General features: G+C 57.1%; 13 protein-coding genes and 2 pseudogenes. 13 read left to right on the top strand and 2 right to left on the bottom strand.

Features of this window, described 5'->3' with window-relative positions; genetic code table 11:
- The 5 genes and pseudogenes from C0617_RS04935 to C0617_RS04915 form a co-directional block, all read left to right on the top strand.
- Positions 1 to 180: pseudogene (locus C0617_RS04935) on the top strand (N-formylglutamate amidohydrolase); the annotation flags it as partial.
- A gap of 160 nt (positions 181 to 340) precedes the next feature.
- A complete protein-coding gene (locus C0617_RS04930; RefSeq protein WP_291315900.1) occupies positions 341 to 811 on the top strand; it encodes a DUF4920 domain-containing protein in 471 nt (156 codons plus the stop codon).
- A gap of 16 nt (positions 812 to 827) precedes the next feature.
- Entirely contained in the window at positions 828 to 1,382 is a 555-nt protein-coding gene (locus C0617_RS04925; RefSeq protein WP_291315899.1) for a PepSY-associated TM helix domain-containing protein, read from the top strand.
- A gap of 705 nt (positions 1,383 to 2,087) precedes the next feature.
- Positions 2,088 to 7,700 carry a tandem-95 repeat protein gene (locus tag C0617_RS04920; protein ID WP_291315898.1) on the top strand — a complete coding sequence of 1,871 codons (5,613 nt, stop codon included), beginning with the start codon at positions 2,088 to 2,090 and terminating at the stop codon, positions 7,698 to 7,700.
- A 21-nt stretch (positions 7,701 to 7,721) separates the two neighbouring features.
- A complete protein-coding gene (locus C0617_RS04915; protein WP_291315897.1) occupies positions 7,722 to 13,787 on the top strand; it encodes a tandem-95 repeat protein in 6,066 nt (2,021 codons plus the stop codon).
- A 154-nt stretch (positions 13,788 to 13,941) separates the two neighbouring features.
- Here the strand turns inward: C0617_RS04915 and epmA are convergent, their stop codons facing one another.
- Together epmA and efp are read right to left on the bottom strand one after the other, a co-directional pair.
- Positions 13,942 to 14,853, bottom strand: a complete 912-nt coding sequence (gene epmA, locus C0617_RS04910) for an EF-P lysine aminoacylase EpmA (RefSeq protein ID WP_291315896.1) — start codon at positions 14,851 to 14,853, stop codon at positions 13,942 to 13,944.
- Between the two features lie 61 nt (positions 14,854 to 14,914).
- Complete coding sequence (gene efp, locus C0617_RS04905; RefSeq protein ID WP_291315895.1) at positions 14,915 to 15,478, bottom strand: elongation factor P; 564 nt, start codon at positions 15,476 to 15,478, stop codon at positions 14,915 to 14,917.
- A gap of 172 nt (positions 15,479 to 15,650) precedes the next feature.
- Between efp and C0617_RS17020 the strand changes: the two are divergent.
- The 8 genes and pseudogenes from C0617_RS17020 to C0617_RS04865 all read left to right on the top strand — a co-directional run.
- Positions 15,651 to 15,905 (top strand): annotated as a pseudogene (locus C0617_RS17020) (elongation factor P); the annotation flags it as partial.
- Positions 15,906 to 16,044: 139 nt separating this feature from the next.
- Positions 16,045 to 18,651: a hypothetical protein gene (locus C0617_RS04895; protein ID WP_291315893.1), complete on the top strand. Its 2,607-nt coding sequence runs from the start codon at positions 16,045 to 16,047 to the stop codon at positions 18,649 to 18,651.
- An 11-nt stretch (positions 18,652 to 18,662) separates the two neighbouring features.
- Positions 18,663 to 20,897 carry a hypothetical protein gene (locus C0617_RS04890; protein ID WP_291315892.1) on the top strand — a complete coding sequence of 745 codons (2,235 nt, stop codon included), beginning with the start codon at positions 18,663 to 18,665 and terminating at the stop codon, positions 20,895 to 20,897.
- Entirely contained in the window at positions 20,887 to 21,423 is a 537-nt protein-coding gene (locus C0617_RS04885; protein ID WP_291315891.1) for a hypothetical protein, read from the top strand. Before C0617_RS04890 ends, C0617_RS04885 begins: the two co-directional genes overlap by 11 nt.
- 55 nt (positions 21,424 to 21,478) lie before the next feature.
- Positions 21,479 to 21,955: a hypothetical protein gene (locus C0617_RS04880; RefSeq protein WP_291315890.1), complete on the top strand. Its 477-nt coding sequence runs from the start codon at positions 21,479 to 21,481 to the stop codon at positions 21,953 to 21,955.
- Between the two features lie 240 nt (positions 21,956 to 22,195).
- Positions 22,196 to 24,505, top strand: a complete 2,310-nt coding sequence (locus C0617_RS04875; RefSeq protein ID WP_291315889.1) for an AAA family ATPase — start codon at positions 22,196 to 22,198, stop codon at positions 24,503 to 24,505.
- Between the two features lie 218 nt (positions 24,506 to 24,723).
- On the top strand, positions 24,724 to 25,368 hold the full coding sequence (locus C0617_RS04870; protein ID WP_291315888.1) for a hypothetical protein: 645 nt from the start codon (positions 24,724 to 24,726) through the stop codon (positions 25,366 to 25,368).
- A 69-nt stretch (positions 25,369 to 25,437) separates the two neighbouring features.
- Positions 25,438 to 25,917, top strand: a complete 480-nt coding sequence (locus C0617_RS04865) for a hypothetical protein (RefSeq protein ID WP_291315887.1) — start codon at positions 25,438 to 25,440, stop codon at positions 25,915 to 25,917.
- Positions 25,918 to 25,952: the final 35 nt, after the last annotated feature.

The following is a 25,952-nucleotide window of genomic DNA, read 5'->3' as shown; positions in this document are numbered from 1 at the left end:
CCCTACCGTGGCACATACGACGCCCTTGTCACCACCCTGCGCCGGGAGCTGCCGGCCGAGTCCTACCTGGGGATCGAGATCGAGATGAACCAGGAATTTACTGTTCGGGACCCGGCCGGCTGGGAGGGATTGCAGGATGCAGTGGTTGCTGCGGTGAAAGAGAAAACGGAAAGGGAGTGAGGGAGACATCGAGTGCGGACTCGAAGGGCTCCCCGTTCCGATGGGTCGCCCCATTCCGCGAGTTGGGGGACGGATATCCGGCCTAATCCGTTGACCCTTTCCCCTGCTCTAATGTAGAATCCGGGTGGACAATATTCAACGCAGTTACGAAGGAGTCGTTATGAAGAGGCAATTGTTTTTGCTCATCCTTGTCGCCCTGTTCCTCGCCGTCCCCGCTTTCGCCGGAGAGGCCCGCACCTACGGCAAGGGGATCACCCTGACCGAGACCTCCAAGGTCTCGGAGATCCTCGAACACCCCGAAGCCTTTATCGGCAAGACGGTCAAGGTCCGGGGCACCGTGGTCGAGGTCTGTCCCAAGCGCGGCTGCTGGATCGAATTGGCCAGCGACCGTCCCTTCGAGAAAATCCAGGTCAAGGTCACCGACGGCGAGATCGTTTTTCCCATGGAGGCCCGAGGCCGGCAGGCGACCGTCGAGGGGGTCGTCCAGGAGTTGAAGCTCTCCAAGGAGCAGGTCATCGGCTGGAAGCGCCACCTCGCCGAGGAGAAGGGGGAGACCTTCGATCCTTCCACGGTGACCGGCGGAGAGACCGTCTACCGCATCCGCGGCCTCGGCGCCGCCATCGACCAGTAGGCCCGCGCCACCGGTCATGAACTGGCGCAAGTGGAACAACATCCTCCACCGTGATCTCGGCTATCTCTGCTTCGGCCTGACCGTCATCTACGCCGTCTCCGGCGTGGCGGTCAACCACATCGCCGACTGGAACCCCAGCTACGCGGTCGAGACGGTGGAAACCAACATCGGGCCTGTCGCGACGCCCGAAGGGGTCACCGACGCGGTCGTCGCCGGCATCCTGGCACGCCTGGGGGAGACCGAGACCCACACCGGCAGCTTCCGTCCCGACCCGGAGACCCTGCAGATTTTCATCGAGAAGCGGGCCGTCACCGTCAATCTGCGCAGCGGCGCGGTCCGCCACGAAAGGGCCGAAGGGCGCCCGGTGCTGCGGGAGATGAACTTCCTGCACCTCAACCATCCCAAGAAGCTGTGGACCTGGGTGGCCGACATCTACGCCGTGGCCCTCGGGCTTCTGGCCCTGACCGGGCTCTTCGTCATTCGAGGCAAAAAGGGGATCTCCGGCCGCGGCGCCTGGCTGACGGCTGCGGGTTTCGCCGTGCCGCTCGTCTTTTTGTTGTTGTATCTCTGAGATTGGCTTTTCCCTAAAACCAGAAAGGCGGACCCGAAACGGTCCGCCTTTTTTTTGTGCTGCGCAAGGCATCATCTTGATTTCCTGTGGAATCAACCGAGTTTTGAGAGGCCATGACATCCTTGGACCCTGGTCAAGGGAGCGGCGAGCCCACGAGCGACGTGCTTTGTTCTGCGGGGCGGTGGGGTGGAAGCGGTAAGAAAAGCCTTGGTCCGACAAAAGAGAAAACACATCCTGTTGCCATCAGCGATGGGCTGAGTGGAGCAGGGAGGCAAGGACGGGGGGATCTGTCCTCTCCCCCGATCGTGCGGAAAAGGAAAACTTTAAATGGAAAAAAGAAAGGGCCAAATCGCCCAAAGGGTGGGGGAAATGACCCGCTTGGTGGGGGGGAGTGGGGTGGTCTGGCTTGTTAAGGCGCCTCTAGTTAGCCGTGGCTTATTTTTTGCATCAGTGAGGCATTTGTTTTGGGTATAACAATATTTTGTCGATGGAAACACCTGATAGGGGGGTGGGTTTATAGAGCAGCGCCCCTGTTCGGTTTCTGGAACAAATGCATGCCCGCCTGATCAAGGGATCTTCGACAGGGCGGCTGAAACAAAATGGTTTGGGTCGATTACAGATAGCGCCTGCAGAACAACGATTTGGGAGGGGGAAATGTCTGGCGGAATGTTTTATGGCCAATCTGGCCGTTGTTGGAGGAATAGTTTGGTCACACTCGTGATGCTTCTGCTGTTCCAGGGGACAGGCTTCGCGGCAGAGATGATCATTCACACCGACAATAAGACCATCGGCGGCAGCGGCACGACGGTGTATGGCGTTCCCTTCACGGCGGTTACCTCGGGGGATGTCACCACTTTCTACATCCACGGTGATTTCGACGTTCCGGTCGGGGACACCCTCAAGGGGGTCGGGACCAGGATGGCTGAAATGGTGGTCGGCAACGATGCGACGATTCCGGTCGGGGCATTGGTTGATTTTTCTGCCACCGATAGCACTCCTGGGCCGGGTGGCGGTGCCGGCGGTGGTGCGGTAACGACTATTGGCATTGGCGCTGACTGGACACCCGGGAATACCAATTATGGAGGTGGAGGAGGCGGCGGCGCGCGGGGAGGACAAGGGACAGGTGCCCGGCCGGGTAGCAGTGGCGGGGCCGGTTCAAATGGGAGTAGTGGCGTTACCGGAGCTTCAGGTGGCTCCGGTCAGCCTGGGGTCAGCGGTAGTGGCGGCAAGCGAAATCAAATGACCGCTGCCGGTGGCGGTGCCAGTGGGGCTGCTGGCTCCCCTGGAAGCGGTGGCCCCGGAGGTGGCGGAGCCGTCAATGGTGGTGCCGGTGGTGGCGGGGGCGTCAATGGCGTCAATTGGGAAAATGGTTATAACGGAACTACCGGTGAGGCGGGTTATACCGCAGGAAGCGGTGGCCTCGGTGGCAATGGCGGATCCGGCGGCGGTGGCACGAATGCCGGTACGGGTGAGACATTAAGTGCCGGCGGCGGCGGAGGCTCCGGCGGCACCGGCGGTGGCGGCGGTGCTGGCGGCCAGGGCGGCGGCGGTCGCGGCGGCGGTGGTGGCGGCGGTGGTGCCGGCACCTGGACCGGCCCCGGTGGCACGGGCGGCAGTGGAGGTCATGGGGGCTCAGGCGGTTCCGGTGCCGGTGGCGACGATGGCGGCATCAGCGGCCAGGGCGGCAACGGCGGCGGAGCGATCAGCCTGTTGGTACTTGGTGAATTGACCTTCGGTGGTGAGGTGCAGGTCAAGGGCAGTAACGGTGCCAGCGGCTCACCCGGAGGAAACGCGGCAGGTGATGTCGGTTTGGATGGTGTAGCGGGCTCGGGAGGCTCAGCAGGTGGCGGGGAATGCTGCTCCGGCGACGGCGGAGACGGTGGCTCTGGCGGGAAAGGCGGTTGGGGAGGTAACGGCGGTCCCGGCGGCGCAGGCGGCGCAGGCGGCGGCGGCGCAGGCGGGTCGGTCAAACTCGTTGCGAGTGTTTTGGCATCCGCCGGAGGCACGGTTAACGCTACCGGGGGAACCGGAGGCAACGCGGGCGCAAGCTGTCGACTCATCGTGGGCGACAGTCTTGGGACCACGTTTTCCGGTACGAAAACCGGCGTCGCGGCAACGGTTCCGACGAGTGGCCCGACCGCAACGAACCCGTTTCTGAAGGATGCTTCAGGCCCTGTCGAAACGCCCCTGATCTCAGGGCTTCCCGGTGGGGCTGAGGCCTTTGGCCCGACCAACCTGACCCGGGCGGATTTCCCGCAGCTGTCCGCGTCGACCGAGCCGGGGCTGCCGAAGGTCGCGGTGGTCATCACCGATGTCGGGCCGACCGGTTACGAATCCTCCTACCCTGACCATGACTACCTGTTTATCATCAACCTCACCGACAGCGCACTGTCCAACGTCAGCTTCGGTGTCGGCCTGAACGGAAGCGAGCCGGTCGAAAATGGTTTGCTGATAGGGGGCTACGCCAATGATCCGCTCTTTGGCGGCTCCGCCGACATCGGCAAGGCCAACCTGTCGGCCGGAGAAGTCTACGTCACCCTGGTGCCGGCCGGTCCGGTCAAGCTCAAGGTCCAGTACGCCGAGGAAGGCGCTGCATCGGTCTCCGGTATGAGCGCGGATGCGACGGCCTACCTGTTAGCGTCGCCGAATGCAGGTCTCGGCAAAGCGCTTTCTTTCGACGGGGTCAATGACAGGGTGATTGCTGCGCCCATCAACATGGCGGGCGACAAATTCACCCTCGAAGCCTGGATCAAGCCGACGGATATCACCACCAATACTTACTACGAAATTGTACGGCAGAATCCCGCTACCGGTTCTCCGGACTGGTTGCTGTCGTTCCAGGGTAAAGGGACGATCCTCTCCTTCGGGTTGCACACGTCGGCCGAATATCTGGAACTCGATGTCCCGATTACAGCAGCGGACTTCACCGACGGCAGCTGGCACCACGTGACGGCGACCTACGACGGGGCGACCAAGCGTCTTTATGTCGATGGCGTCGAGATCGGGACCCAGAGCCAGTCGGGGACCATCACCTATTACGGTCCCGGTGGAGCGCATGGGATCGGCACCTCCTCATGGGGCGTAGGAAACGGGTCTGAACATTTCAAAGGCCTGATCGACGAGGTCCGGATCTGGAACGTTGCCAAAAGCCTGGCGGAGATTCAGGCGGCGCGGTTCAACCCGCTCAAGGGCAATGAAAACAACCTCGTCGGCTACTGGCCGTTCGAAGAAGGCCTCTGCACCCTGACGCTCGATCGCTCGGTCAAAACCAACGACGCCGTCATCGAAGGCGCTGCTTGGACGAGCGGCTACCAGGCGCAGCCCCGCTCGACCGTCGAGGACACGGCAATCACTCTGACCCTGGGCGGTTTCGATGCCGACAACGACGGCAGCAGCCAGCTGGAAACCGTCTCGTACCGGATCACGACACTGCCGTCAGTGGGCAAGCTTTACCAGACCAGCGACGGTACGACCAAGGGCGTTCAGATCACCTCCGAGCAGACGGTTTCGGACGCGGCCGGCCGGGTCATCTACGAGCCGAACCTGAATGCGACGGGAAGCGACAGCTTCAGCTACAAGGCGTACGACGGGCGGAGACTGTCTGCCGACCCGGCGAGCCTGAGCATTGCCATCAGCGCGGTCAACGACACGCCGACGATCACCGGGCAGGGCACCATCGGTTTCAATGAGGACACCTCCAGAACCCTCGTCTTCGGCGACCTGGTCGTTACCGACCCCGACGACAGCTATCCGGCGGATTTCACCCTCGCGGTGCAAGACGGCAGCAACTACACGCGCAGCGGCAACACGATCACCCCGGCGGCGAACTTCAACGGCACCCTGACGGTGCCGGTTGTTGTCAACGACGGCACGGCGGACAGCAACACCTACAACCTCAGCGTGACCGTCAACGCCGTCAACGACGCGCCGACGGTCTCGAATGTCGGCAACCAGTCGACCAGCGAGGACACGGCGGTCGGCCCGGTTGCGTTCAGCGTTGCGGACGTGGAAACGGCGGCCAGCAGCCTCTCCGTCACGGCGAGTTCGAACAACACGACGCTGGTGCCGAACGGCAACATCGCCATCGGCGGCAGCGGCGGCAGCCGTAGCGTGACCGTGACCCCGGCGGGCGATGAAACCGGGACCGCGACGATCACCCTGACGGTGTCGGACGGAAGCCTGTCGGCGTCGGATACTTTTGTCGTGACCGTCACCGCGGTCAACGACGCACCGACGATCACGGACGTTTGCAATCAGTCGACCAGCGAGGACTCTGCGGTCGGTCCGGTCGCGTTCGACGTCGCTGACGTGGAAACGGCTGCAGGCAGCCTCTCCGTCACGGCGAGCTCCAGCAACACGACGCTGGTGCCGAACGGCAACATCGCCATCGGCGGCAGCGGCGGCAGCCGTAGCGTGACCGTGACCCCGGCGGGCGATGAAACCGGGACCGCGACGATCACCCTGACGGTGTCGGACGGCAGCCTGTCAGCGTCGGATACCTTTGTCGTGACCGTCACCGCGGTCAATGATGCGCCGTCGATCACTGGCCAGGGCGCGATCACCATCGGTGAGGATGCGCCGCGGACGATCGTGTTTGGCGATTTGACTGTCACCGACGTGGACAACAGCTACCCGACGGGTTTCACCCTCGCGGTGCAAAATGGCAGCAACTACACGCGCAGCGGCAACACGATCACCCCGGCGGCGAACTTCAACGGCACCCTGACGGTGCCGGTGGTGGTCAACGACGGCACGGCGGACAGCAATACCTACAGCCTCAGCGTGACGGTCAACGCCGCGAACGATGCGCCGACGATTACCGGGCAGGGCACGATCGCCCTGGACGAGGATACCTCTCGGGCGATCGTCTTCGGAGATGTGAGCGTCACCGACGTGGACAACAGCTACCCGACGGGTTTCACCCTCGCGGTGCAAAATGGCAGCAACTATACGCGCAGCGGCAACACGATCACCCCGGCGGCGAACTTCACCGGCACCCTGACGGTGCCGGTGGTGGTCAACGACGGTGCGGCGAACAGCAATACCTTCAACCTGAGCGTGACGGTCAACGCCGTGAACGATGCCCCGACGATTACGGGCCAGGGCGCCGTCACCTTGGACGAGGACATGTCACGAACGATTGTGTTCGGCGATGTGAGCGTTTCCGACGTGGACGACAGCTACCCGACCGGGTTCAGCCTCGCGGTGCTCGGCGGCGTCAATTATACCTGCATCGGCAACACGATCACCTCGACGGCGAATTTCAACGGCACCCTGACCGTGCCGGTCAAGGTCAACGACGGCGCGGCGGACAGCAATACCTTCAACCTGAGCGTGACGGTCAATGCCGTGAACGATGTGCCGACGATTACCGACATCGCCAACCGGAGCACACCCGAGGACGTGACCGCGGGGCCGATCCCGTTTGCCCTGGGCGATGTGGAAACGGCTGCTGCAAGTCTGACGGTAACGGCCAGTTCCAGCAATACGGCGCTGGTTCCTAACGGCAATATCAGCCTTGGTGGAAGCGGTGCAAACCGGAACATTACGCTGATTCCGGCAGCCAATCAGTCGGGCAGCGCGATGATCACGGTGACGGTCTCGGACGGGACCGATTCAACCAATGACAGCTTCGTTCTGACTGTCGGTCCGGTGAACGACCTGCCCACGATCTCCGACATCGCCAACCGGAGCACGCCCGAGGACGTTGCGACGGGTGCGATTTCGTTCATCGTGGGCGACACCGAGTCGGCAGCCGCCAGCCTGCTCGTGACGGCCAGTTCCAGCAACACGGCGCTGGTCCCGAATGGCCACATTTCGCTCGGCGGTAGCGGCACCAGTCGGACCCTGACCCTGATTCCGGCGGCCAATCAGTTCGGCAGTGCGACGATCACAGTGACGGTCGATGACGGCCTCGACACCCAGAGCGACACCTTTGTCCTGACCGTCAATGCCGTCAACGACGTGCCGGCCATTACGGATGTCGGCAACCAGTCTACGCCTGAAGATACCGCGACGAGTCCGATCGGGTTTGTCGTGAGTGATATTGAGGCGGCGTCGAGCAGCCTGACCGTCACGGCGAGTTCCAGCAACACGACCCTGGTGCCGAACAGCAACCTCGCCATCGGCGGCAGCGGCGGCAGTCGCAGCGTGACCGTGACCCCGGCGAGCGATGAAACCGGGACCGCAACGATCACTCTGGCGGTATCGGACGGCAGCCTGTCGGCGACGGACACCTTCGTGGTGACCGTCACCGCGGTCAACGACGCGCCGACGGTAACGGGCCAAGGCGCGATCACCGTGGGCGAGGACGCGTAGCGGACGATCGTTTTCGGCGATTTGAACGTCACCGACGTGGACAACAGCTACCCGACGGGTTTCACCCTCGCGGTGCAAAATGGCAGCAACTACACGCGTAGCGGCAACACGATCACCCCGGCGGCGAACTTCAACGGCACCCTGACGGTGCCGGTCAAGGTCAATGACGGCACGGCGGACAGCAATTCCTACAACCTCAGCGTGACCGTCAACGCCGTCAACGACGTGCCGACCATTACAGATGTCGGCAACCAGTCCACGCAGGAGGATACCGCTACGAGCCCGATCGGGTTTGTCGTGGGTGATATCGAGACGGCGGCGGGCAGCCTGACCGTGACGGCGTCTTCCAGCGACCAGGCACTGGTTGCCGACGCCGGAATTGTCGTCGTCGGCAGCGGCGCCAGCCGCACGGTGACGATCACCCCGGAAAAGAACCAGACGGGCGATGTCACGATCACCCTGACGGTCTCCGACGGGAGCGACACGGCCAGCGACACGTTCGCGCTGAACATTGGCGCGGTCAACGACACCCCGGTGCTGACCGGGCAGTCCGTCTTGGGCACTCCGGAAGACACGCCACTGGCGATTACCTTGGACGATGTGACCGTCAGCGATGTCGACAGCACCTGGCCCGATGATTTCACCCTGACCGTCCTCTCCGGCAGCAACTACCACGTCTACGGTGCGACGATCGTGCCGGTGCCGGATTTCAGCGGCACCCTGACGGTGCCGGTCGAAGTCAGCGATGGCCAGGCGACCAGTGAAGCGTATGATCTGAGCGTGTCGGTCACGGCGGTCAACGACGCCCCGGTCGCGGGCATCGGCCTCGGCTCCGCCCTCGAATTCGACGGGATCAACGACCATGTCCTCGTGGCGCCTGATGCCTCCCTCGACCTTGCGGACGGCACCATCGAGTTCTGGGTCAAGCGCGGGCCGACCGTGGGCAACACCTGCGTCCTCGCCAACCGCGGCTTCTCCGGCAGCGAGACGCGCTACAGCGTGCACCTTTCCGCCACCGCGATCGGGCTGTGGAACGGGACCAGCTTCAATACCGTCGGTTTCGCGACGACGGAAGGGGAGTGGTATCACATCGCCCTGGTGGACAGCGGTTCCGACAGCGAGGTGTTCGTCGACGGCGTTTCGGTCGGCACCACCGGCAACGCCTTCAACCCCCTGGCGTCCGGCCAGAACCTGACCATGGGTCTGACCTACTCCGGTTCGGGGCAGCTCGATTTCGAGCCCTTCGTCGGCGCGATTGACGAAGTCCGGCTGTGGAGCGTCCCGCGCACGGTCACCGAAATACGCCGGACCATGAACCAGCCCCTGGCGGGCGATGAAGCGAACCTGGTCGGCTACTGGCCGATGGACGAGGCGACCGGTTTCAAAATCGACGACCTGTCCGGCGACGGTAACGACGGCACCCTCGGCGGCCAAATGTCAGCGTCCGACTGGGTCGCCGGCCAGATGACCAGTCGCAAGGTCGTGGTCAACGGCCTCGAGGACAACCGGGTGACCGTTGCCCTGGCCGGTGCCGATACCGAAGGCGACAGCCTCTCGGCGACGATTACCGCACTGCCCCAGTTGGGTCAGCTTTACCAGGCCTCCAACGGCACCAGCCCCGGCGCGATGATTACCTCCGTCCCGACCGTGGTGACGGACTCCCAGAGCCGGGTCATCTTCGAACCGGTGGCCAATTCCACTGCGGACCAGGATTTCGCCTACCGGGTGGAGGACGCTTCGGACGCATCGATCCATGCCGTTGCGGTACGCCTGGCTATCGCGCCGACCAACGACAGGCCGACCTCGGCGAGCAACACGGTCCAGACCACGCAGAACACCCCCTACCGCTTCTCCGGGAGCGACTTCGCCTTCAACGACATCGACGGGGATGTGCTCAAGGGCATCCAGGTCACCTATCTGCCGGCGGACGGCTCCCTCTCCCTGGGATCTTCGGCGGTTGGCGTCAACCAGGTTGTCTCGGCAAACGACCTCGGCAGCCTGGTCTTCACCCCGGCGCCCAACGAGTCCGGGGTCGGATACGACAGCTTCGCCTTCCGGGTCTTTGACGGGACGGAATTCAGCCAAAATTCGTACTTCATGACCTTCGACGTGGAGGCCAGCCGCTACGTGCTGACCTCGAGCGCGTCGGCCCATGGTGCCATCTTCCCTGCCGGCAGCGTGACCAAGGTCTACGGGACCTCGCAGACCTACGTGATCAGCTCCGATTCGGGTTACCTGCTCAAAGACGTCGTTGTTGACGGAAGACCCATCGGTGCCGTGACGTCCTACACATTCAGCGATATCGACAGGCCTCATTCGATCAACGCGATTTTCGTAAAGTCGGAGGCGACGCTTCAGGGCCGGGTTTTAAATTCCGCCGGCGCCCCGTTGAGTGGCGCAACAGTATCCGTTGCAGGGGCCTCTTCCTCCACCGGTTCGGACGGTCTCTATTCGATGACCGTGCCTGGCGGCAGTCAGAACATCAAGGTGGAAAGGGCGGGGTTTTTCACTCAGGAAGAGGCGATCAGCGTTGCCCCGGGCGGGACGCTGATCCGCAACTATAAGCTCTATTCGACCGTTGGCGACAACATGGCCATTGTCGTAATCAATTCGAAATATTCCGATCATGCCTATTTCGTGGAAGGGATTGACCACGACGTGACTTATACGGTCGACGTCAAGTGGGGGGTCCATCCCAAAGGGGATGTTCATTTCACCTCGTCCAATGGAACCTCGATCGTCGGTGTTGGCGCGCAAGATCAGGTGACGACCCTGGCTTCGGCCTCAAAGAGTTACAATGTCGGGGACTTGGATGTCTGTTCCAAACTCTATGTCCAAGCGGTAAGTGCCGACGGCACCGTTACACAGAATTCGGTGGCGCCGTTCTCGATAATGCCCCGGCCCGCGTACATGCCGGCGATGGAGTTTGTTCCGCCTCCGCTGTGGGGAGACGACTCCTTTTCGTATAAGGGGGCGCCCGGCCCGATCGATCTGCTGACAGCGATGATTCCCCAGGACATGATCCCGAGCGATGTGCCGCTTTTCAGCGGCGGGGCGATCGAACTGGATTTCGTGCCGACGGTGGAAAGTGAGATTGACGGGAATGAATTGGAATACGTTCTTTCCGGTTCTGGTTTCGGCGGGGACGACGAGCCCTCGGAGTCACTGAAGGATGCCTGGAAAAAGGGGCTGAAAGATGCCAAGGGCAAGCAGCGGGTCGCCGGGATGGAGATGGAATTTACCCCCACGTTCTCCCTGGTCGGCGAGTTCGAGGATGAGATCTGCAGCTGGAACTACGGCGGTTACATCGGTGTCGAAGCCGCGATAAGCGCTTCGGTCACCTGGCCGACGGTCATTATCACGCCGGTCACTCCGCCGATTCCCGGCTACTACAAGGCCTCGGCCGATTTGGCCCTCGGCTTCAATCTGGGAATTGAAGACCTGCTGCCCGAACCGCAGTTCAATGGGAAACTCGATATCGGTCCTTACCTGAGGGGTACGATCGCCGCTGGTGTCGATGGGGTTGCCGCCCTCGAAGGTTGGGTCGGCGGCGGGGCCGACATCGGCTTCCAGTTCCCCGTTCAGCCCCCCCTCAATGAAGCGTCTTTGTATGTCAACGCGGGCGCGACGGCTTATGTGTGGATTTTCTCCTACGAAGTCGAGCTGTTCCGCAAAACGCTCGACCTACTTGCAAGCAACGGTTCGCCCCCCCTGGCATCTCCTTTGAGGATGACGCCTGCACGCGGGCCGAGCTTGATCGCGAGAAATTATTTGGTGCGCCCCGACTATGCGGTCTTCGATGGGGGAACGATTCCGAAGGTGCAGGCCTTGGGTGACGGGGATAGCGGTCCTTCTCTAACGCCGATCCAGACGACTATCTATCCTCGCTCGCAGGCAACCTTGTCTGCCGGCGGTTCACATCTCGATCTCGCCTGGCTGTACGATGACCCGGCGCGGGACGTCGGTGCGATTTTGGCTCCCAACCGGACGGAGCTGGTCTGGTCCGGTTGGAGCGGTTCGGCCTGGTCGACTCCGGTGGCGATTGCCGACGACGGGACCGCTGACTTTCATCCAAACCTGTTCACTTCGGGCGACGGTTCAGTCATGGCGGTTTGGGAAGACCTGAGCACCGTGATTGACAATACGACCCTTCCTGAACTCGAGGACGTGACTGCCAACATGGAAATCTCCACATCCGTCTACAATCCGACCACGCAGACCTGGGGGCCGGAAAAGACTTTGACGGCCAATAGCATTCTGGATCGCACCCCTCAACTGGCAGGAAGTTTCGCCGCCGATCTTCTCCTGATCTGGATCGCCAACGATCAGAACGACATTCAGGGCAGCGGTGTCGCCCCCAACACCATCATGGCTGCCTGGTGGAACGGTGCCGACTGGAGCGCACCCGAGGTGGTGGCGACGGTCCCGAACTACATTGTTAAATACGATGTGGTCTATGACGGCACCCGGGCCGATATCGTTCTGACCATGGATACGGACGGGAACAGTGCGACGGTCGAAGACCACGAACTCTTCCATCTCGAGTACGGCGGCGCCTGGAACCAGATGGTTCAGTTGACCTCTGACGTTCTGGCCGACGATAATCCGCAGCTGGCTTTCGACCCGACAGGTGATGTCGTCATGGCATGGTTGCGCGGCAACGAAGTAAGTGGAGTGACCAACTTCGACTTTGCCAACCGTTCCGTTATTCGCACCGACGAATATACGACCAACCTGGCCGATTTTAAGCTCGCCTCGAACGGCACCGGGCAGATTGCTCTCGTCTGGGCGGAGACGACACAATCAGAAATCGAACCCGACATGCCCTCGTCGGATATCAAGACGATATTCTACGACCCGATCCTCGATGTCTGGGGTCACCCGCGCCAACTGACCTCTGATCCGGAAATCGAACAGGCGATTACCGCGGCCTTTGTCGACGATACCCTGTTCAGCGTTTACAATCGGACCGAGATGGTCAAGATTTCCGAGGAGGTTGTGACCGGTGGTGGCGACACGCTGACCGTAAACTCTTTCGAAGCGGGAACAACGGGCCTGTATATGCTCGAGCACCAGATCAGCAGCAACCTGAGCGTCGCCGAAGACGGCATCGCCATGACACCGCCCAACCCGCTTCCCGGCACGCCGGTCACTCTCGGTGCACAGATCGAGAATATCGGCGATACCGGTGCCGAGGACGTCATTGTCGCCTTCTATAACGGCAGTCCCGATCCGGCCAACCTGATCGACACCGTCGTTGCCGAGGGCATTCTGGCTCCCGGCGCGGCAAAAGTGGTAACCCTCGACTGGACGATACCTGCCGGGGTGACGAACCTGCAGATCAGCGTGCTGGTAGACCCCGATCTGGCGCTGGAGGACAGCGACCGCCTGAACAACACCCTGACCAGTTCGTTCCTGGAGCCCGACCTGACCATCGCCACGGCCGACTGGGAGAAGATCGGCGACAATTACTACGTGACCTTCGATGTCATCAACCAGGGCGCCGTCGATGCGTCCTCGACCGGTTGGGTGCTCCGGGGGGCCGAGAGCGGCACGATCACCAGCGGGTCGGTCGGGGTGCTTGAGCCGTATAATTCGACCGATATCGAGATCGGTCCGTTGACCGCCAATCAGATCGCGAATGCCAACTACACGTTGATCATCGAGGTTGACCAGAACAACGCTCTGCAGGAGTTCGAGGAAGCGAACAATGCGATGACGCTGAACATCGACCGGCTTATGGCCGGCATGTGCGAGCCCCTGAATTACTTCATCGACGGTGACGGCGACGGTTACGGGGATCACAGTGCGTTGCCGATCGAGACCTGTTCGCCGCCTCAGACCGGAACCTATGTGCTTAACGATGAGGACAGAGACGACAGCAACAACACCGTTTACCCCAATGCTCCCGAGCTTTGCGACGGCCTCGACAACGACCAGAACTACCGGGTCGACGACGGCGCTTGTGCTCCGGGCGAAACCGCTGCGGGAGCATCGGAGCCGGCGCGGGTGCCGATTCTCGACGGCTGGTGGCTGCTGGCCGCGGTCGCGGCAGGGGGCGGAATGCTTCGGCGCAGACGGCAATAACCCTTAACTTAGATCGCATCGAAAAGAGGCCGCGCCATGATGGGCGCGGCCTCTTTTTTGTCCGTTGCAACCGGGTTCCGCCCGGCCCCTCGCTTGTCGTGAAAGGGTCTCTTCAGGGGCTTTCAGGGGGGGGAAGACGACGGGGGCCGCGACCCTACAGCTCCTCCGGGGTGAAGGCCACCACTTCGTCGATGGCCTCGGCCCCGGTCAGGAGCATTACCAGGCGATCGACGCCGAGGGCGATGCCGGCGGCCTCGGGCATGGCCTCCAGTTCGCAGAGGAACTTTTCGGGGAAGGGGTAGGGTTTCTTGCCGGCGGCGCGGCGGCTCTTCTCGTCCTGCATGAAGCGCTCGCGCTGCTCGGCCTGGTCGGTAAGCTCGGAGAAGGCGTTGGCGATCTCCAGCCCGGCGATGTACAACTCGAAGCGTTCGGCCACGGTCGGATCATCCGGTTTGGTTCGGGCCAGGGCGCCCAGCTCGAGGGGATAGTCATAGAGGAAGGTGGGCCGGCCCTGACCCAGGCGGGGCTCGACGTACTCGGTGAGGACCTCCTCGAAGCGCTCGGAGGCGAGAGCCCGGTCCAGTGGCATGGGGGCGTAGCGGTCGAAGGCCTCGCGGACCGACAGTCGCTGCCAGGGGGCGGCGAGGTCGATGGCGTGGCCCTGCCAGGTCGCTTTCCCCCCGGGGAGGAGGGCGGCGAGGAGCGCTTCGCATTCGGTCATCAGGGCCGTGTAGTCGGCCCCGGCCCGGTACCATTCGAGGAGGGTGAACTCGGGGAGGTGGTTGGCGCCCCGCTCGCCCTCGCGCCAGCAGCGGCAGAGCTGGAAGGTGCGCTCGTAGCCCGCGGCGAGGAGGCGCTTCATGGCGAGTTCCGGGGAGGTGTGCAGGCACCAGGATCCGCTCGGGACGGGGTCGATGTGCGCCTCGGGGGCGTTGCCCGGAATGCGGTGGGGGGTCTCCACCTCGAGGTAGTCGCGTTCGGCGAAAAAGGCCCGGATCGTCTGAACGATCCGGGCCCGCTTCTGAAGGTTCTGCCGCTTGCGGGCGAGTGCCCAGTTCGGTTCCATGGTCTTCCATTGGAAGTCCCCCTTTGAAAAGGGGGAGGCTCAAGAGGGCGAAATCGGCCGCCTACTCCTTGACCCGGGTGACGTACTCCCCGGTGCGGGTGTCGATCTGGATCAGGACCCCCTCCTCGACGAAGGAGGGGACCTGCAGGGTGTAGCCGGTCTCCACGGTGGCCGGCTTGTTGTTGCCGGCGGCGGTGTCGCCCTTGACCCAGGGTTCGGACTGGGTGACCCGCAGGTTGACGAAGTTGGGCAGGGTGATGCCGATGCCCTGGCCGTTGAACATGAGGATCTTGACCTCGGTGTTGTCGAGGAGGAAGTACTTGTCGTCGCCGAGGGTCTCCTCGGTGAGGGTGACCTGATCGTAGGTCTTCTGGTCCATGAAGACATACCCCGACTCGTCCTGGTAGAGGTACTGCATGTCCCGCTCTTCGAGGCTGGCCGGCGAGAAGGACTCGCCCGAGCGGTAGGTGCGGTCGAAGAGCGAGCCGGTGATCATGTTGCGCAGCTTGCACTTGTAGAGGGCCTGGCCCTTGCCGGGCTTGGTGAAGTCGAACTGGACGATGACGTGGGGTTCGCCGTCTACCATCAGCTTGAGGCCTTTTTTCAGATCTGCGCAACTGTACATGACGCTTTTCTCCTTTTATGTGGTTTCAACGATTATTCCGAGAACAAAACTCGTTATTTAAGCATAGATGTGGACAGATTGTCATCGAAAAAGTCCCCCGGCCGGTTGTTCTCGCCCCGCCCTTTATGGTAGATTTGCCCGGCAGCGCATAACTCAACCGAAGGAGACAGCCATGCCGACCACCGCCGATCTGAAACGCGGCCTCGTCATTCAGCTTGACAACGCCCCCTGCCTCGTCCTCGACGTCACCAGCCAGTCTCCCTCCGCCCGCGGGGGAAGCACCCTGGTCAAGATCAAGTACCGCAACCTGCTGACCGGACAGGTGCTCGACAAGGCCTATAAGTCCGGCGAGCGGGTGGACGCGGCCGATTTCGAGAAGCGCAAGGGGCAGTTCCTGTACGCTACCGGGGATGACGGGGTGTTCATGTATATGTTTTGCGGACATATGAAAACCTTTCGCATGAATGAATGCTTGATATCACTAACGAAATTTGCTATTGTCTCCATACGAAAGATTCATGCTTTTTTTCTGTACCTAAAATGCATTTTTTTGGAGGGATTTCTGGATGGAGTACACCATTGATGTTGAGGCACTAAGAAAGCAGTTTCATCAAAGAAAGCCCTCCTGCAAGCAGGACGCCGAACTTGTCCCCCTCCTTTTTGGTTACCTCGAAGACATCGCAAAAAACAAAGCAGTAACCGTCAGTCAAAAGCTAACACTACACAGACGTGGCATGTTTGAGGCCTTCGGTGCGCCCATGAAGGAATCCACAATGCCCGCCCTGTTTAAAGAGATCTTATTCGCCGCCGACAATCAACTGAAATATCAGCACAATAAGCTCAGGCCTATTCCCGCCTCGTCCCGAGAGATATGCAAGCGTCTTCGTGGCTGGCTTCGTGCGCACGCAAAAGAAGGAACGTTGCCGCTGAACCAGTTTGGCTACCTCAGCGTTAACGAGATGGCCAAAGCGATCAATGTCAAGAATAGTCGCAACGGATGGAATAAAACTTTTCGCCGTCACGTTGAGCGCGTCGATCGCATCTTAGCAAAGCTTCCCACCCACCCAGACAACAGTCCTTACGTTGCCAACATCGACAAGCACAAGCGGTTTTATTCTTTTGAAAAGTACAGGCCTCTAGATAGTGAGCTGATCCTCGAAATTGTAGAGGTCTTCAAAAAAGAGTTCGAAAGCAAGGCGAAAGCCACAACACAGAATTCATTCTTTTCTATCTGCGCGTTTCTTGAGTTCTGGATCGAACAGGCCAGCAACGGCGCACCAGGCTATCTAAATATCAGTCGAAAGCTAATGGATGGAGAAAAGCCAAATCATGAAGAAATGGAGATGGTGCTAACTCGATTTCGTGAGCATGTGCTGCACTCAGGGATGTGGACTGGCGGGGTACTACAAAACTACTTTGGGAATATCAACCGCCTATTCAGAGCGCTTGACCGCGAAGGGGTACTCCCAAAGCCAATTGACCTTAAGCAGCCAGGCCGGGGCTGGAAAGCCAATAAAAACAACCGCCCCAAGAAGAGCCTCGCAGAGGTTCCCGCGACTACCTTTTCGGAGAAGGAATTAAAGAAAATTGTCGAGCCCCTGCTAGAAAAGAATGTCAGTAGCGATGAAATAGTAGAGGCAACAAAAAATGACTTCTTAAAAACATTGGCAGCCGACGGCTTTGACATTACGGCATCGCAGGAAGAACATCTCAAGCATATAGCCGACCTCACCGAAAAGCGCCTTTCCAGCTTGAGGCGATGCGCCGAGGATGAACTCCTAAAATGGTACGAGACCTACCAGGCGGGACAGAAACTCCTCAAGTCCTGCGACCTTTCTTATGAAAAAGGCATCCTCCCCCTCATTGAAGAGTGGCTTCAGGCCTCAAACAGATCCAACACAAAGCTTGCCAGAATCCTTTATAGAAACCAGGAAACTCCAAAAGACGTTGCCCTCTCACGTTACCTCTGCTTAATCGAGAATCGTTGGAATGGAATCCTTCCGACCAGCCAACACTGGGAGCTGCACAGCTTCAATAAAGAGTTCTTCATGAGCGTTGCAAGCCGAACGGACATTCTCCCGATGATGCAGCCTCACAAAGATGCGTACGTCGCCGCCATGGTGATCTTGCTCGTTGACACAGGAGGCAATGTTGATTCCATAAACGATCTTCCATACCCATGCCTTCAAGACACGGACGATCCAAATGAAAAAATCCTCTCTACTTGGAAACCAAGAGCAGGTCATGCCCTCATTCAGGAGATTGTCCAAGTAAACGACAGAAACCGCATCAGCAGCGTAAGGGCCATTGAAATGATAGAGGAAATGACCTCACGGCTGCGGCGAATGGCAAAACATGGGCCGACCGGACCTTTTCAAAGCGAAGCATATGGCACCCACAGGGATAGCGGCCTTGACAAGGTCCACAATCATCTCTTCATCTCCCGTCTCTATCCATCAAAACCAATGCGGGTCTTCAATAAGGCAACCCGAACAAAATCTTTCAAAAAGCTTCTGAAGCGTCATTCCGAACTAGAAAAAATCGCCATGAAAATGGAATTCATCAGAAGTACCATCATCTTAGACGCAACCATCAAGAAGGAAGGTCGACTCCTGGTGGGCCAAACGATAGCAAATCACAAGCATCAGGACACGACGAGCGGTTACAACCGAAAATACACACAAAGCATCATGGCCGTGCAGTCGATCCGCAAATTCCAGAACCTTCTTGAAGCAATTCTGATCACCGACATCAAGAACGGCTACAAAGCCCTTGGAATGTCAAAGGAAAAATGGGAAGAGGCTCTAAGTGAAGCTCACCGTACTGGCCTCGGAGTTATGTGCCTCAACCCGAAAGCAGGAGTGCAGCCAGGGACACAAGAAGGTACGCAATGCGACAAACTAGAAAGCTGCCATTCATGCAAAAGCATGTTTATTCCCGCGACCGTTGAAAACATAAAAGACATGATCTTATTTAGCCAGTATCTACAGGAACATAGTGACGACCTGGCAGCGACCTCTCCGGCTGACTGGGAGAATATCTGGCTTCCCTACATGACCTTGCACGACACTGCCCTGGCGAAATTGATGAAGGGGGGGACGTCAGGGGTTTACCAAGAAGCATTGACTGAAGTTGAAGGTGCAAAGTTCGCCGGAATACCATCTGCCATCTAAGGGGGAACGCAATGTCAAACAACAACACAAATCTCGCACAAGTTCTGCCCTTTCCGGCAGCCGACGAACACCTAAACAGAAGCCAACGACCATGGCTTGACACACTAGCACAGCCGGCCTGGCTAGCCAGCGCCCTACATAGTGACGAGTGGATATTGGGGAACAAGGTTGGCTCGCCGCTCCGCCCGCAGAAAATCCGCTGGAAGCAACTACTCTCAGACGGAACCTATTTGACCGACCCAGAGAATGCCTCCTTCCTTAAATCTTTGCAGTTGATTGCTTACCACATGCGAAGCAGGGCGTATTCGAACATCACATCACCAGCTACTCATAAAGGCAAAGTACAGAAGCTAATAAGTCTCGTCCAGTGGATGGTCCTCAAAAGAATCAAGAGTTTCGGTCGACTCACGCTCAAGGACTTGGATGATTTTCTCGCCGAAGTCAAATACGGAATCAGCGGACTAATGAACCTTCACGAACGGTTTGATAGACATGTTCAAAAGGTCAGATCACAAGGAGATGCTTTTCCAGTTACAGCGGCAGGCCATTTTGCTGCATCTAGCTTTTGTGAAGAGTTTGGATGTGAGCCCTACATGCTCAGATCCGACACCTTGATCACGTGGAAGGGTGTCGAAATTGCGCTTGAGCAGGGCCTTAAGATAAAGCCAGCAAATCAGGAAAAGTATCTAGACACGCTTCCCGATGGAACTCAGATTATGGCTGAGCCACCTGAAATACAAGTCATTACTAGCGCTTCAATTGAAGATACACTCTGGGCGTGGCTCGACCTATGGGAGCACAGGAAATATGTCGACGACAAACTTACTTTTATGCCTTTTGGCAGCATAGAGTCGCTTAAAAAACGGGCTCATGCCTTGGGCCGTGAAGGGGCCCGCACGGGAACAATCCCAGAGAAACAGGCAGCAGAATTAATCGACCGCGCGATCCGCTGGGTTCTTTTTTATGGCGACGATCTCTTTGCTCTTAAAGATATTTACGATGCCGCCTCAAGGGAATTCAGAGAAAAGTTTGGCCCTCATCAAGGCATTCCACATCTAGTTACAAAGCGCTTGGTTTTTATTCGAAAGGCCTTCGCAAAATATAGGCCCACTAGCCAAGGCAAGGGAAGCCCTTGGCCCGTTGATCCGGCGCTTATGCATTCCGATGGGCTGAGTCTTTTTGATGCACTCTACGTCCTTCTTCCCGCAGCTTGTTCAATTGTAATAGGTGCCTTTACTGCACGGCGGCACATAGAGATTTTAACAAGCAAAGAAGACTGTATATCGTTCGAGAATGATGGGGCATGGATCGAAACCTGGATTGAAAAAACGGTTCAGAACTGGGACAAGACTCCATGTCCAAAAGTTGTTGTCCGCGCGGTAGAAGTTCTTAAACGACTCAGCCAGATGGCCCGTGAGAAAACAGGGGAGTCCTACCTTTTTAGGTTTCAAGGAAGATGGGCTGAAGAGGGCGAGAACAATGGCGTTAAGACATTTGAGATGGGTAAGGGGCTTAGGGGATTTGCAGCCTTCGTGAAGGTGTCTCCTCTTGATGATGGCTCCTTCTGGGACTTTAAACCGCATCAGTTCCGGAGATTCTTCGCCATGCTTTATATGTGGAGATATTCAGATCGTCTCAAGTCGCTTGAAGCGCTCCTAAATCAACTCCGCCATGCTTCAGTCGAGAGAACAATGCATTATGTCACCGAGATAAGGCCCGGCGAAGTGTTCGAAAAAGCCAATGCAGAAGAAAACTATCGGATAGTAAATGATGTAGCGTTTCATCGTAGTGGGTATGTTGGTGAATTTGCAAAGCGATTCGGGAAAACCATTGACAAGCTTACAGCAGTTGCACGCAAGCAGATTGTCGTTCTGACCGAACAAAATGTTAAGCGCCGCATCGAACGCTACCTAGAAAAGCACCAGACGCACATTGTCCCATTGCCATGGGGCTTTTGTGCCGTCGAGACGCATGAACCCATTGAAACGGCCTGTTGCCTAAAGTCAGTTGATGGGGCAAAGGTTACACGATTAAGTCATTCCGACCCCGCAAACTGCGCCCACTGCGAGAGATTTTTGGCAGACGACAGCTTTAGGCAGTATTGGGAAATGCAGGCACTGAAATGCGAGACGGTCGCTAACAACAAAAGCAATCCACCTCTCATGAGGAACTGGCAGTCCGAAAGGGCCAAAAAGTTCCGAAGGGGCATCGCCGCCCTCTGGCAGGAGGAAGATAATGGCTCGTAGAGAAGCAGGACAGACGCCCCAGATCAGTCAGGAAAAGAAAGACCAAACTACCCGGCACATCAAAGACAAGGTGCTTGTCCTGAAAACATGGCTCAATGAAGGAGGGGTTCCAGAAGGCTACAATTGGCCCGGGTGGACAACTAAGAAGAACAAGAAAGTTTTATCCGGCACAGAAGCTTTTCGAGTCTGGCATGATCCCGAATTGGAAGTGAAAGTGCGCGGTAAAACCATCAAAGGAATCTTCAAAATAGGTTCACCCGCTTCATTGAATAAAGAATGGAACGTTAAGCATGTAAAACAGGCCGTAGAGCTGATAAAGGCCCTCAATAGGCTTTCTACCACTAAAACCTCAGATGTCGTGAAAGAGCTGAAGGCGCTATTAAAGGCCGAGGAAACTCTTACCCAAGACCTCCAGAACCAAGTTGTCATGGTAGAAGCTGAAAATGAAAGTTTAGATCGCGAAAACGATAGATTAAGGCGCAGATACAAGGAAATGGAAGAGGATCTACAACGGGCAAGTGTTTAAATACGTTCCCTGAAAAATACCACTCTGCTTCGATCCCACAGGGGAGGAAAGGATAATGATGAGCAATAAGCCCCAAGGCCTATCGAAGCAAGAGATCAAGGCGCAGAATCTAGCGAAGCTAAAGGAGCGACTAGAGGAAGGCCTCCGCAATGGCGACCTACCTCTGAAAGCTGACGGAACGATCAAGCGAGACGAGGTTGCGCAAGAGTGTGGCTTCGCACGTTCAGCCTTTCAGAAGGCGACAAAAACTGTTGATGGCCAGCGAGTTAAGGTCGACTCCGACTTTGCAAATTTAGTCGATGACTACGACTTGAAAATAGCAGGTAAGTCCGGTTCCGAGTGGGGCGGAAACTCCAGGAAATCTGGGGGGGACGACCAGCGGGTACGCGATCTAAACAACCGCATTCTGAAACTTGAGCAACGAAATGCGACTCTAACTCTGGAGCGAGATGAAGCCAATGAAAAGCTGGCAACACTGGGCTACAAAGACGCCGAGCTGAATGACGGCAACATCAGGTTACCATGGGATTGAGACAGATGATTTAGCTCTGTTCGCGAAACAGATTTTCGTTCTTGTCGTTACACTTTTTGCGTAACGCAAAAAGCGTAACGACGAAAGGTCTTTAGTTTCCGCTTAGTTACACTGCCAACTCAATGCGCTAACAGAGCCAATAACTTTCTGTACCGAACAAATCATATGAACTTGCTGATGGGTGCTATGGTCGATGTTTTACTTCGCGTAAAAAGACTCACATGGCCAAGGAGTGGGGTTGTGGGCAAAGGAGCAATCTTCCTTGCGGAGACCTTGGATAAAGACCTCAATACGACAGGCAAAACCATCACTGTCCGGGCTGACTACAAAGCCATTGGCCGCGAATCATGTGTCAACGATCGCGAGATATGGCGCATCATCGGTTCCTGGGAAACCTATAAAGGCAAAAAGCAGATTACAGCTCAACAGGCCTTCCTCTTCCGTCCCCGCGGCGATCACATTGTCGACCTGCTCACCCATAACCCAAGGTTCGCTGGACTAGGCGAAGCATATGCTGAACGGCTATGGGCGAACCTTGGGACAGATCTCCATGACATCCTAAACTCAGGCGATTTCCATGCGCTTGAAGACGCCATGATGGTGGCTGAGGTCCGCAACGCAGAGAAGGTCGCCCGAACAGCTATTGAAGCATGGGCCGAGATGGGTTATGGCGAGGTTGTGTCTTGGCTGGATTCGCTCCGTGCAGGAGAGAAGATGGGCGTGCGTATGGGACGCAAAATATATGAGTGCTGGGGTGACAAAGCCAAGGAAATTGTCACGGCCGACCCTTATCGGCTAGTCGCCTTCACAAACAGCTACGAGAAAAAAAAAGACAACAAGAAAAGAAAGGGTTGGAAACTTGTCGACGGCATTGCCCGGTCCGTCTTCATGATTCCGCCTGATGATGTAAGGCGCCAGCACGCCGCAATCGTTGACTCGCTCTTCTGCCAGTACGATGAGAAATCAACGATTGTTGACAGGGACACCCTTTTCGATGAACTCAAAAAGAGGCTTGGCAATGAAAAACTCGCTGAGCGCACCCTGAAGGAGAATTTTGCTTCACGGGCATTCCTAACCAATGACCGATTCTGGCAGGCCAGGGGGGCCTTCCTCATGGAAAAAGCCGTCGCGGAAGGATTGGCGGCGCTCGCTCAGATCAAGCAGTACGAATTATTTGGGGAGAATGCGGCGAATAAGGAACGAATCAGGGGTGTTATACGAGAATTTGAGGGCGAAGAAGGGTACGACCTAGGGGATGAACAAAAAAAAGCCGTAGAACTCGCCCTAGAGAACCAGGTGTCAGTCATTACTGGGGGAGCCGGTGTAGGAAAAACCTCAGTTTTAACATGTCTTCATAAATGTATTGAGGATGCTGGGGGTAGGGTGATCCAAATGGCCCTTAGCGGTCGGGCCTCTCGACGTATGGCAACAACAACCAAGCGCCATGCGATCACCATCGCCGGTTTTCTGAGCAAAGAGCAAGACTTCGACGGAAAGCCGACAATTATCATCGATGAGGCCTCGATGCTAGACCTACCGCTGACCTACCGTATCGTCAAGAAGGTTCCCCTTGGTTGTCGCCTGGTCTTTGTCGGGGACGCAGAGCAGTTGTCACCCATCGGTCCAGGCAAGGTGTTCCATCTGTTGACAAAAGATTTCCGTGGCATTTTTCCGACCGTTGAATTAACCAAAGTGTACCGACAGGATGGCGCTACAGGCATCCCGGCGGTCGCCGACGCCATCAGGAGAAGCGAGTGGCCAGAACTACCTGAATTTGATGGCCAGAAAGGAGTCGGCGTCAGTGTTATTCCAGCCCCAGGCAGTGCATTGCTAGGCTCTTTCGATAAAGAGGGCAAATACCAAAACGGCATTCTTGAAGACCTTTACGAAAAACTGGGCGGAAACAGCGAAGAGGACGTTCAGATCCTGTCAGCGACCCGCGGAGAAGACTCTTGTGGGACAGTGGGAATTAACGAGGCCTTCCACGAAAAATATGCGCTTGGCTGTCGCAAAGCTCTTGTTTGGTACAACCACGTGGATTACTTTTTGGAGAGGTGGATCGATTCAGGTTTCAGTGAAGGCGACAAGGTGATGTTCACTTACAACGACTGGGACCGTGATCTGTTCAACGGGTCCCTCGGTGTTGTCACCAACGCCTATGGTTCAACCTCAGACCCCGCACCCGAAACTGATAGTCCACGCATGGAGGTTGACTTCGATACAGGCGCCCAGGAACTCAACGCCGAAGATCTGGACTCGTGTGAATTGGCGTACAGCATTACTGTCCACAAGGCGCAAGGAAGCCAGTTTGAGCGTGTCATTATTCCGATCAGAAAGGGAAACCTTCTCGATCGATCCTTGATATATACCGCAATCACACGTGGAGTTAAGCAAGTCGTCCTAGTAGGTGACATTGAAGCTGCAGCTAATGCGGTCAGATCAGAGGCCCACGCCGATAAACGACAGGTGGGACTGGGCCATCTCCTTAAGTTAGAAGTGCATTCATACTCTAGAAATGCCTTCGACCAACCCCACGCACAGGGGAGCTGATCGTGGCCAGGGTATTAAAATTCAAAAGGAAACGAAGACCGTACCCGATAATTCGTTATACAAACGATGCCTGCATCATCAACAGGCTACCCCAAAGTGGCATTCCCATCATCATTGATTGCCACAACCAGGTCGTATGGGAGCTAGTGTCGTGGTTTAGGTATCTCAAAGTCACCGAGACTAGACCGACTTCTTCTCTCTCCACATATGCAGACCACATGAGAATGTTCTGGGAGCACCTATCGAACGAAGGCAGAGACTGGAAGGACGTTGATGACGATTTCTTGAGAGATTTCAGAAACCTCCAGCGTTCAGGCGTGAGAATTTCGCACAAACAAAAAGGTGAAGAGCTTTTTGAGGGGACGATAAACGGCCGCCTCATGACTATTCTCGCTTTCTATTGGTGGTGTCATAAAAACGGCAAAGTTAGAGAGGATATGATCGGCCCATCAAGATGGGAAGAAGAAGGCCATTTCCGACCTCAGATAGTTTTAGATGTCAAAGGATATGATCCAAGGAGTGACAGTCCGTATAAGGACCTAAAGTACAGCAGTCCCCTTTTGTATAAGAACATCCGCGCTCCCAAGCGAACTATTCCTACAGAAGACCAGACCAGTAAAATGCAAGCGAAGCTGAGTAGTTTTCGTGACCAGATCATGTCGCAGTGGACTGAGCAGACCGGACTTCGCGCTTTCGAAATCTGCAAAATTAAAGTTGAAGACGTTCCGTCGTTCGACGACATCGATGCGCTAGAGGACGCCGACAATCATCATAAATTCCTGCTGAAAGGAAAGGGTCGCAAGGAGCGCTTTATCTACGTTCAATCAGATCTGCTAACTTCCACTCGTGAATATATCGAGTGAGAAAGAGCACAGCTCGTCGAACGCAAAAAAAAGAAAGGCGGGGCATATCACGAACCCGAGGAAGTGTTTTTGTCCAAAACGACTGGCCAGCCTCTTGATTCTGAAACGTTCTCCAAATATGTCACAAAAGCGTTCCGCAAGACGGGTGTCGACGCACGCAATCATGACCTTCGAGCTAAATTCATTACCAAGTTCATTCAGCAAAAAATTGACAACATCATCAAAGAAGGCTCCGGCTGGGAAGCGATAGATGTAGACACGATCTTGTTGGAAGCTGCCGAAAGGTTGGGGCATGCAAGCATTGAGTATCTGAGACCATATGTTGTGCTGGAACGTAAGCGGCTTTTGGCTAAAACACCCGCGTCAAAAGCCGATTCCTTGGATACTGAAATAACAGCCAAAAAGCGACGGCTCCAAGCTTTAACGCGACAAGTTAGAGAAATAGAATTATTGCGAGAAGCAGCGGGGAAACTAACCGAAGGGGACCGAGGTGGATTTATCCGCGAGGTTGAAGAGCTGCTGCGAAATATGAAGGCCGGCGAAGCGTAGCTTGCATGATCGACGAGAAGAGACTATAAAACTAA

The sequence above is a fragment of the Desulfuromonas sp. genome (assembly GCF_002868845.1).
Lineage (GTDB): Bacteria > Desulfobacterota > Desulfuromonadia > Desulfuromonadales > BM501 > BM501.
This window is presented reverse-complemented; position numbering and strand designations above follow the sequence as displayed.

What these genes read in the sequence shown, in the direction of transcription:
- C0617_RS04890 (WP_291315892.1), top strand. Translation starts at nt 18,663, where the DNA reads ATGTCAAACAACAACACAAATCTCGCACAAGTTCTGCCCTTTCCGGCA.
- efp (WP_291315895.1), bottom strand. Translation starts at nt 15,478, where the DNA reads ATGTACAGTTGCGCAGATCTGAAAAAAGGCCTCAAGCTGATGGTAGAC.
- C0617_RS04895 (WP_291315893.1), top strand. Translation starts at nt 16,045, where the DNA reads ATGGAGTACACCATTGATGTTGAGGCACTAAGAAAGCAGTTTCATCAA.
- C0617_RS04925 (WP_291315899.1), top strand. Translation starts at nt 828, where the DNA reads ATGAACTGGCGCAAGTGGAACAACATCCTCCACCGTGATCTCGGCTAT.
- epmA (WP_291315896.1), bottom strand. Translation starts at nt 14,853, where the DNA reads ATGGAACCGAACTGGGCACTCGCCCGCAAGCGGCAGAACCTTCAGAAG.
- C0617_RS04930 (WP_291315900.1), top strand. Translation starts at nt 341, where the DNA reads ATGAAGAGGCAATTGTTTTTGCTCATCCTTGTCGCCCTGTTCCTCGCC.
- C0617_RS04880 (WP_291315890.1), top strand. Translation starts at nt 21,479, where the DNA reads ATGATGAGCAATAAGCCCCAAGGCCTATCGAAGCAAGAGATCAAGGCG.
- C0617_RS04885 (WP_291315891.1), top strand. Translation starts at nt 20,887, where the DNA reads ATGGCTCGTAGAGAAGCAGGACAGACGCCCCAGATCAGTCAGGAAAAG.
- C0617_RS04870 (WP_291315888.1), top strand. Translation starts at nt 24,724, where the DNA reads ATGAGAATGTTCTGGGAGCACCTATCGAACGAAGGCAGAGACTGGAAG.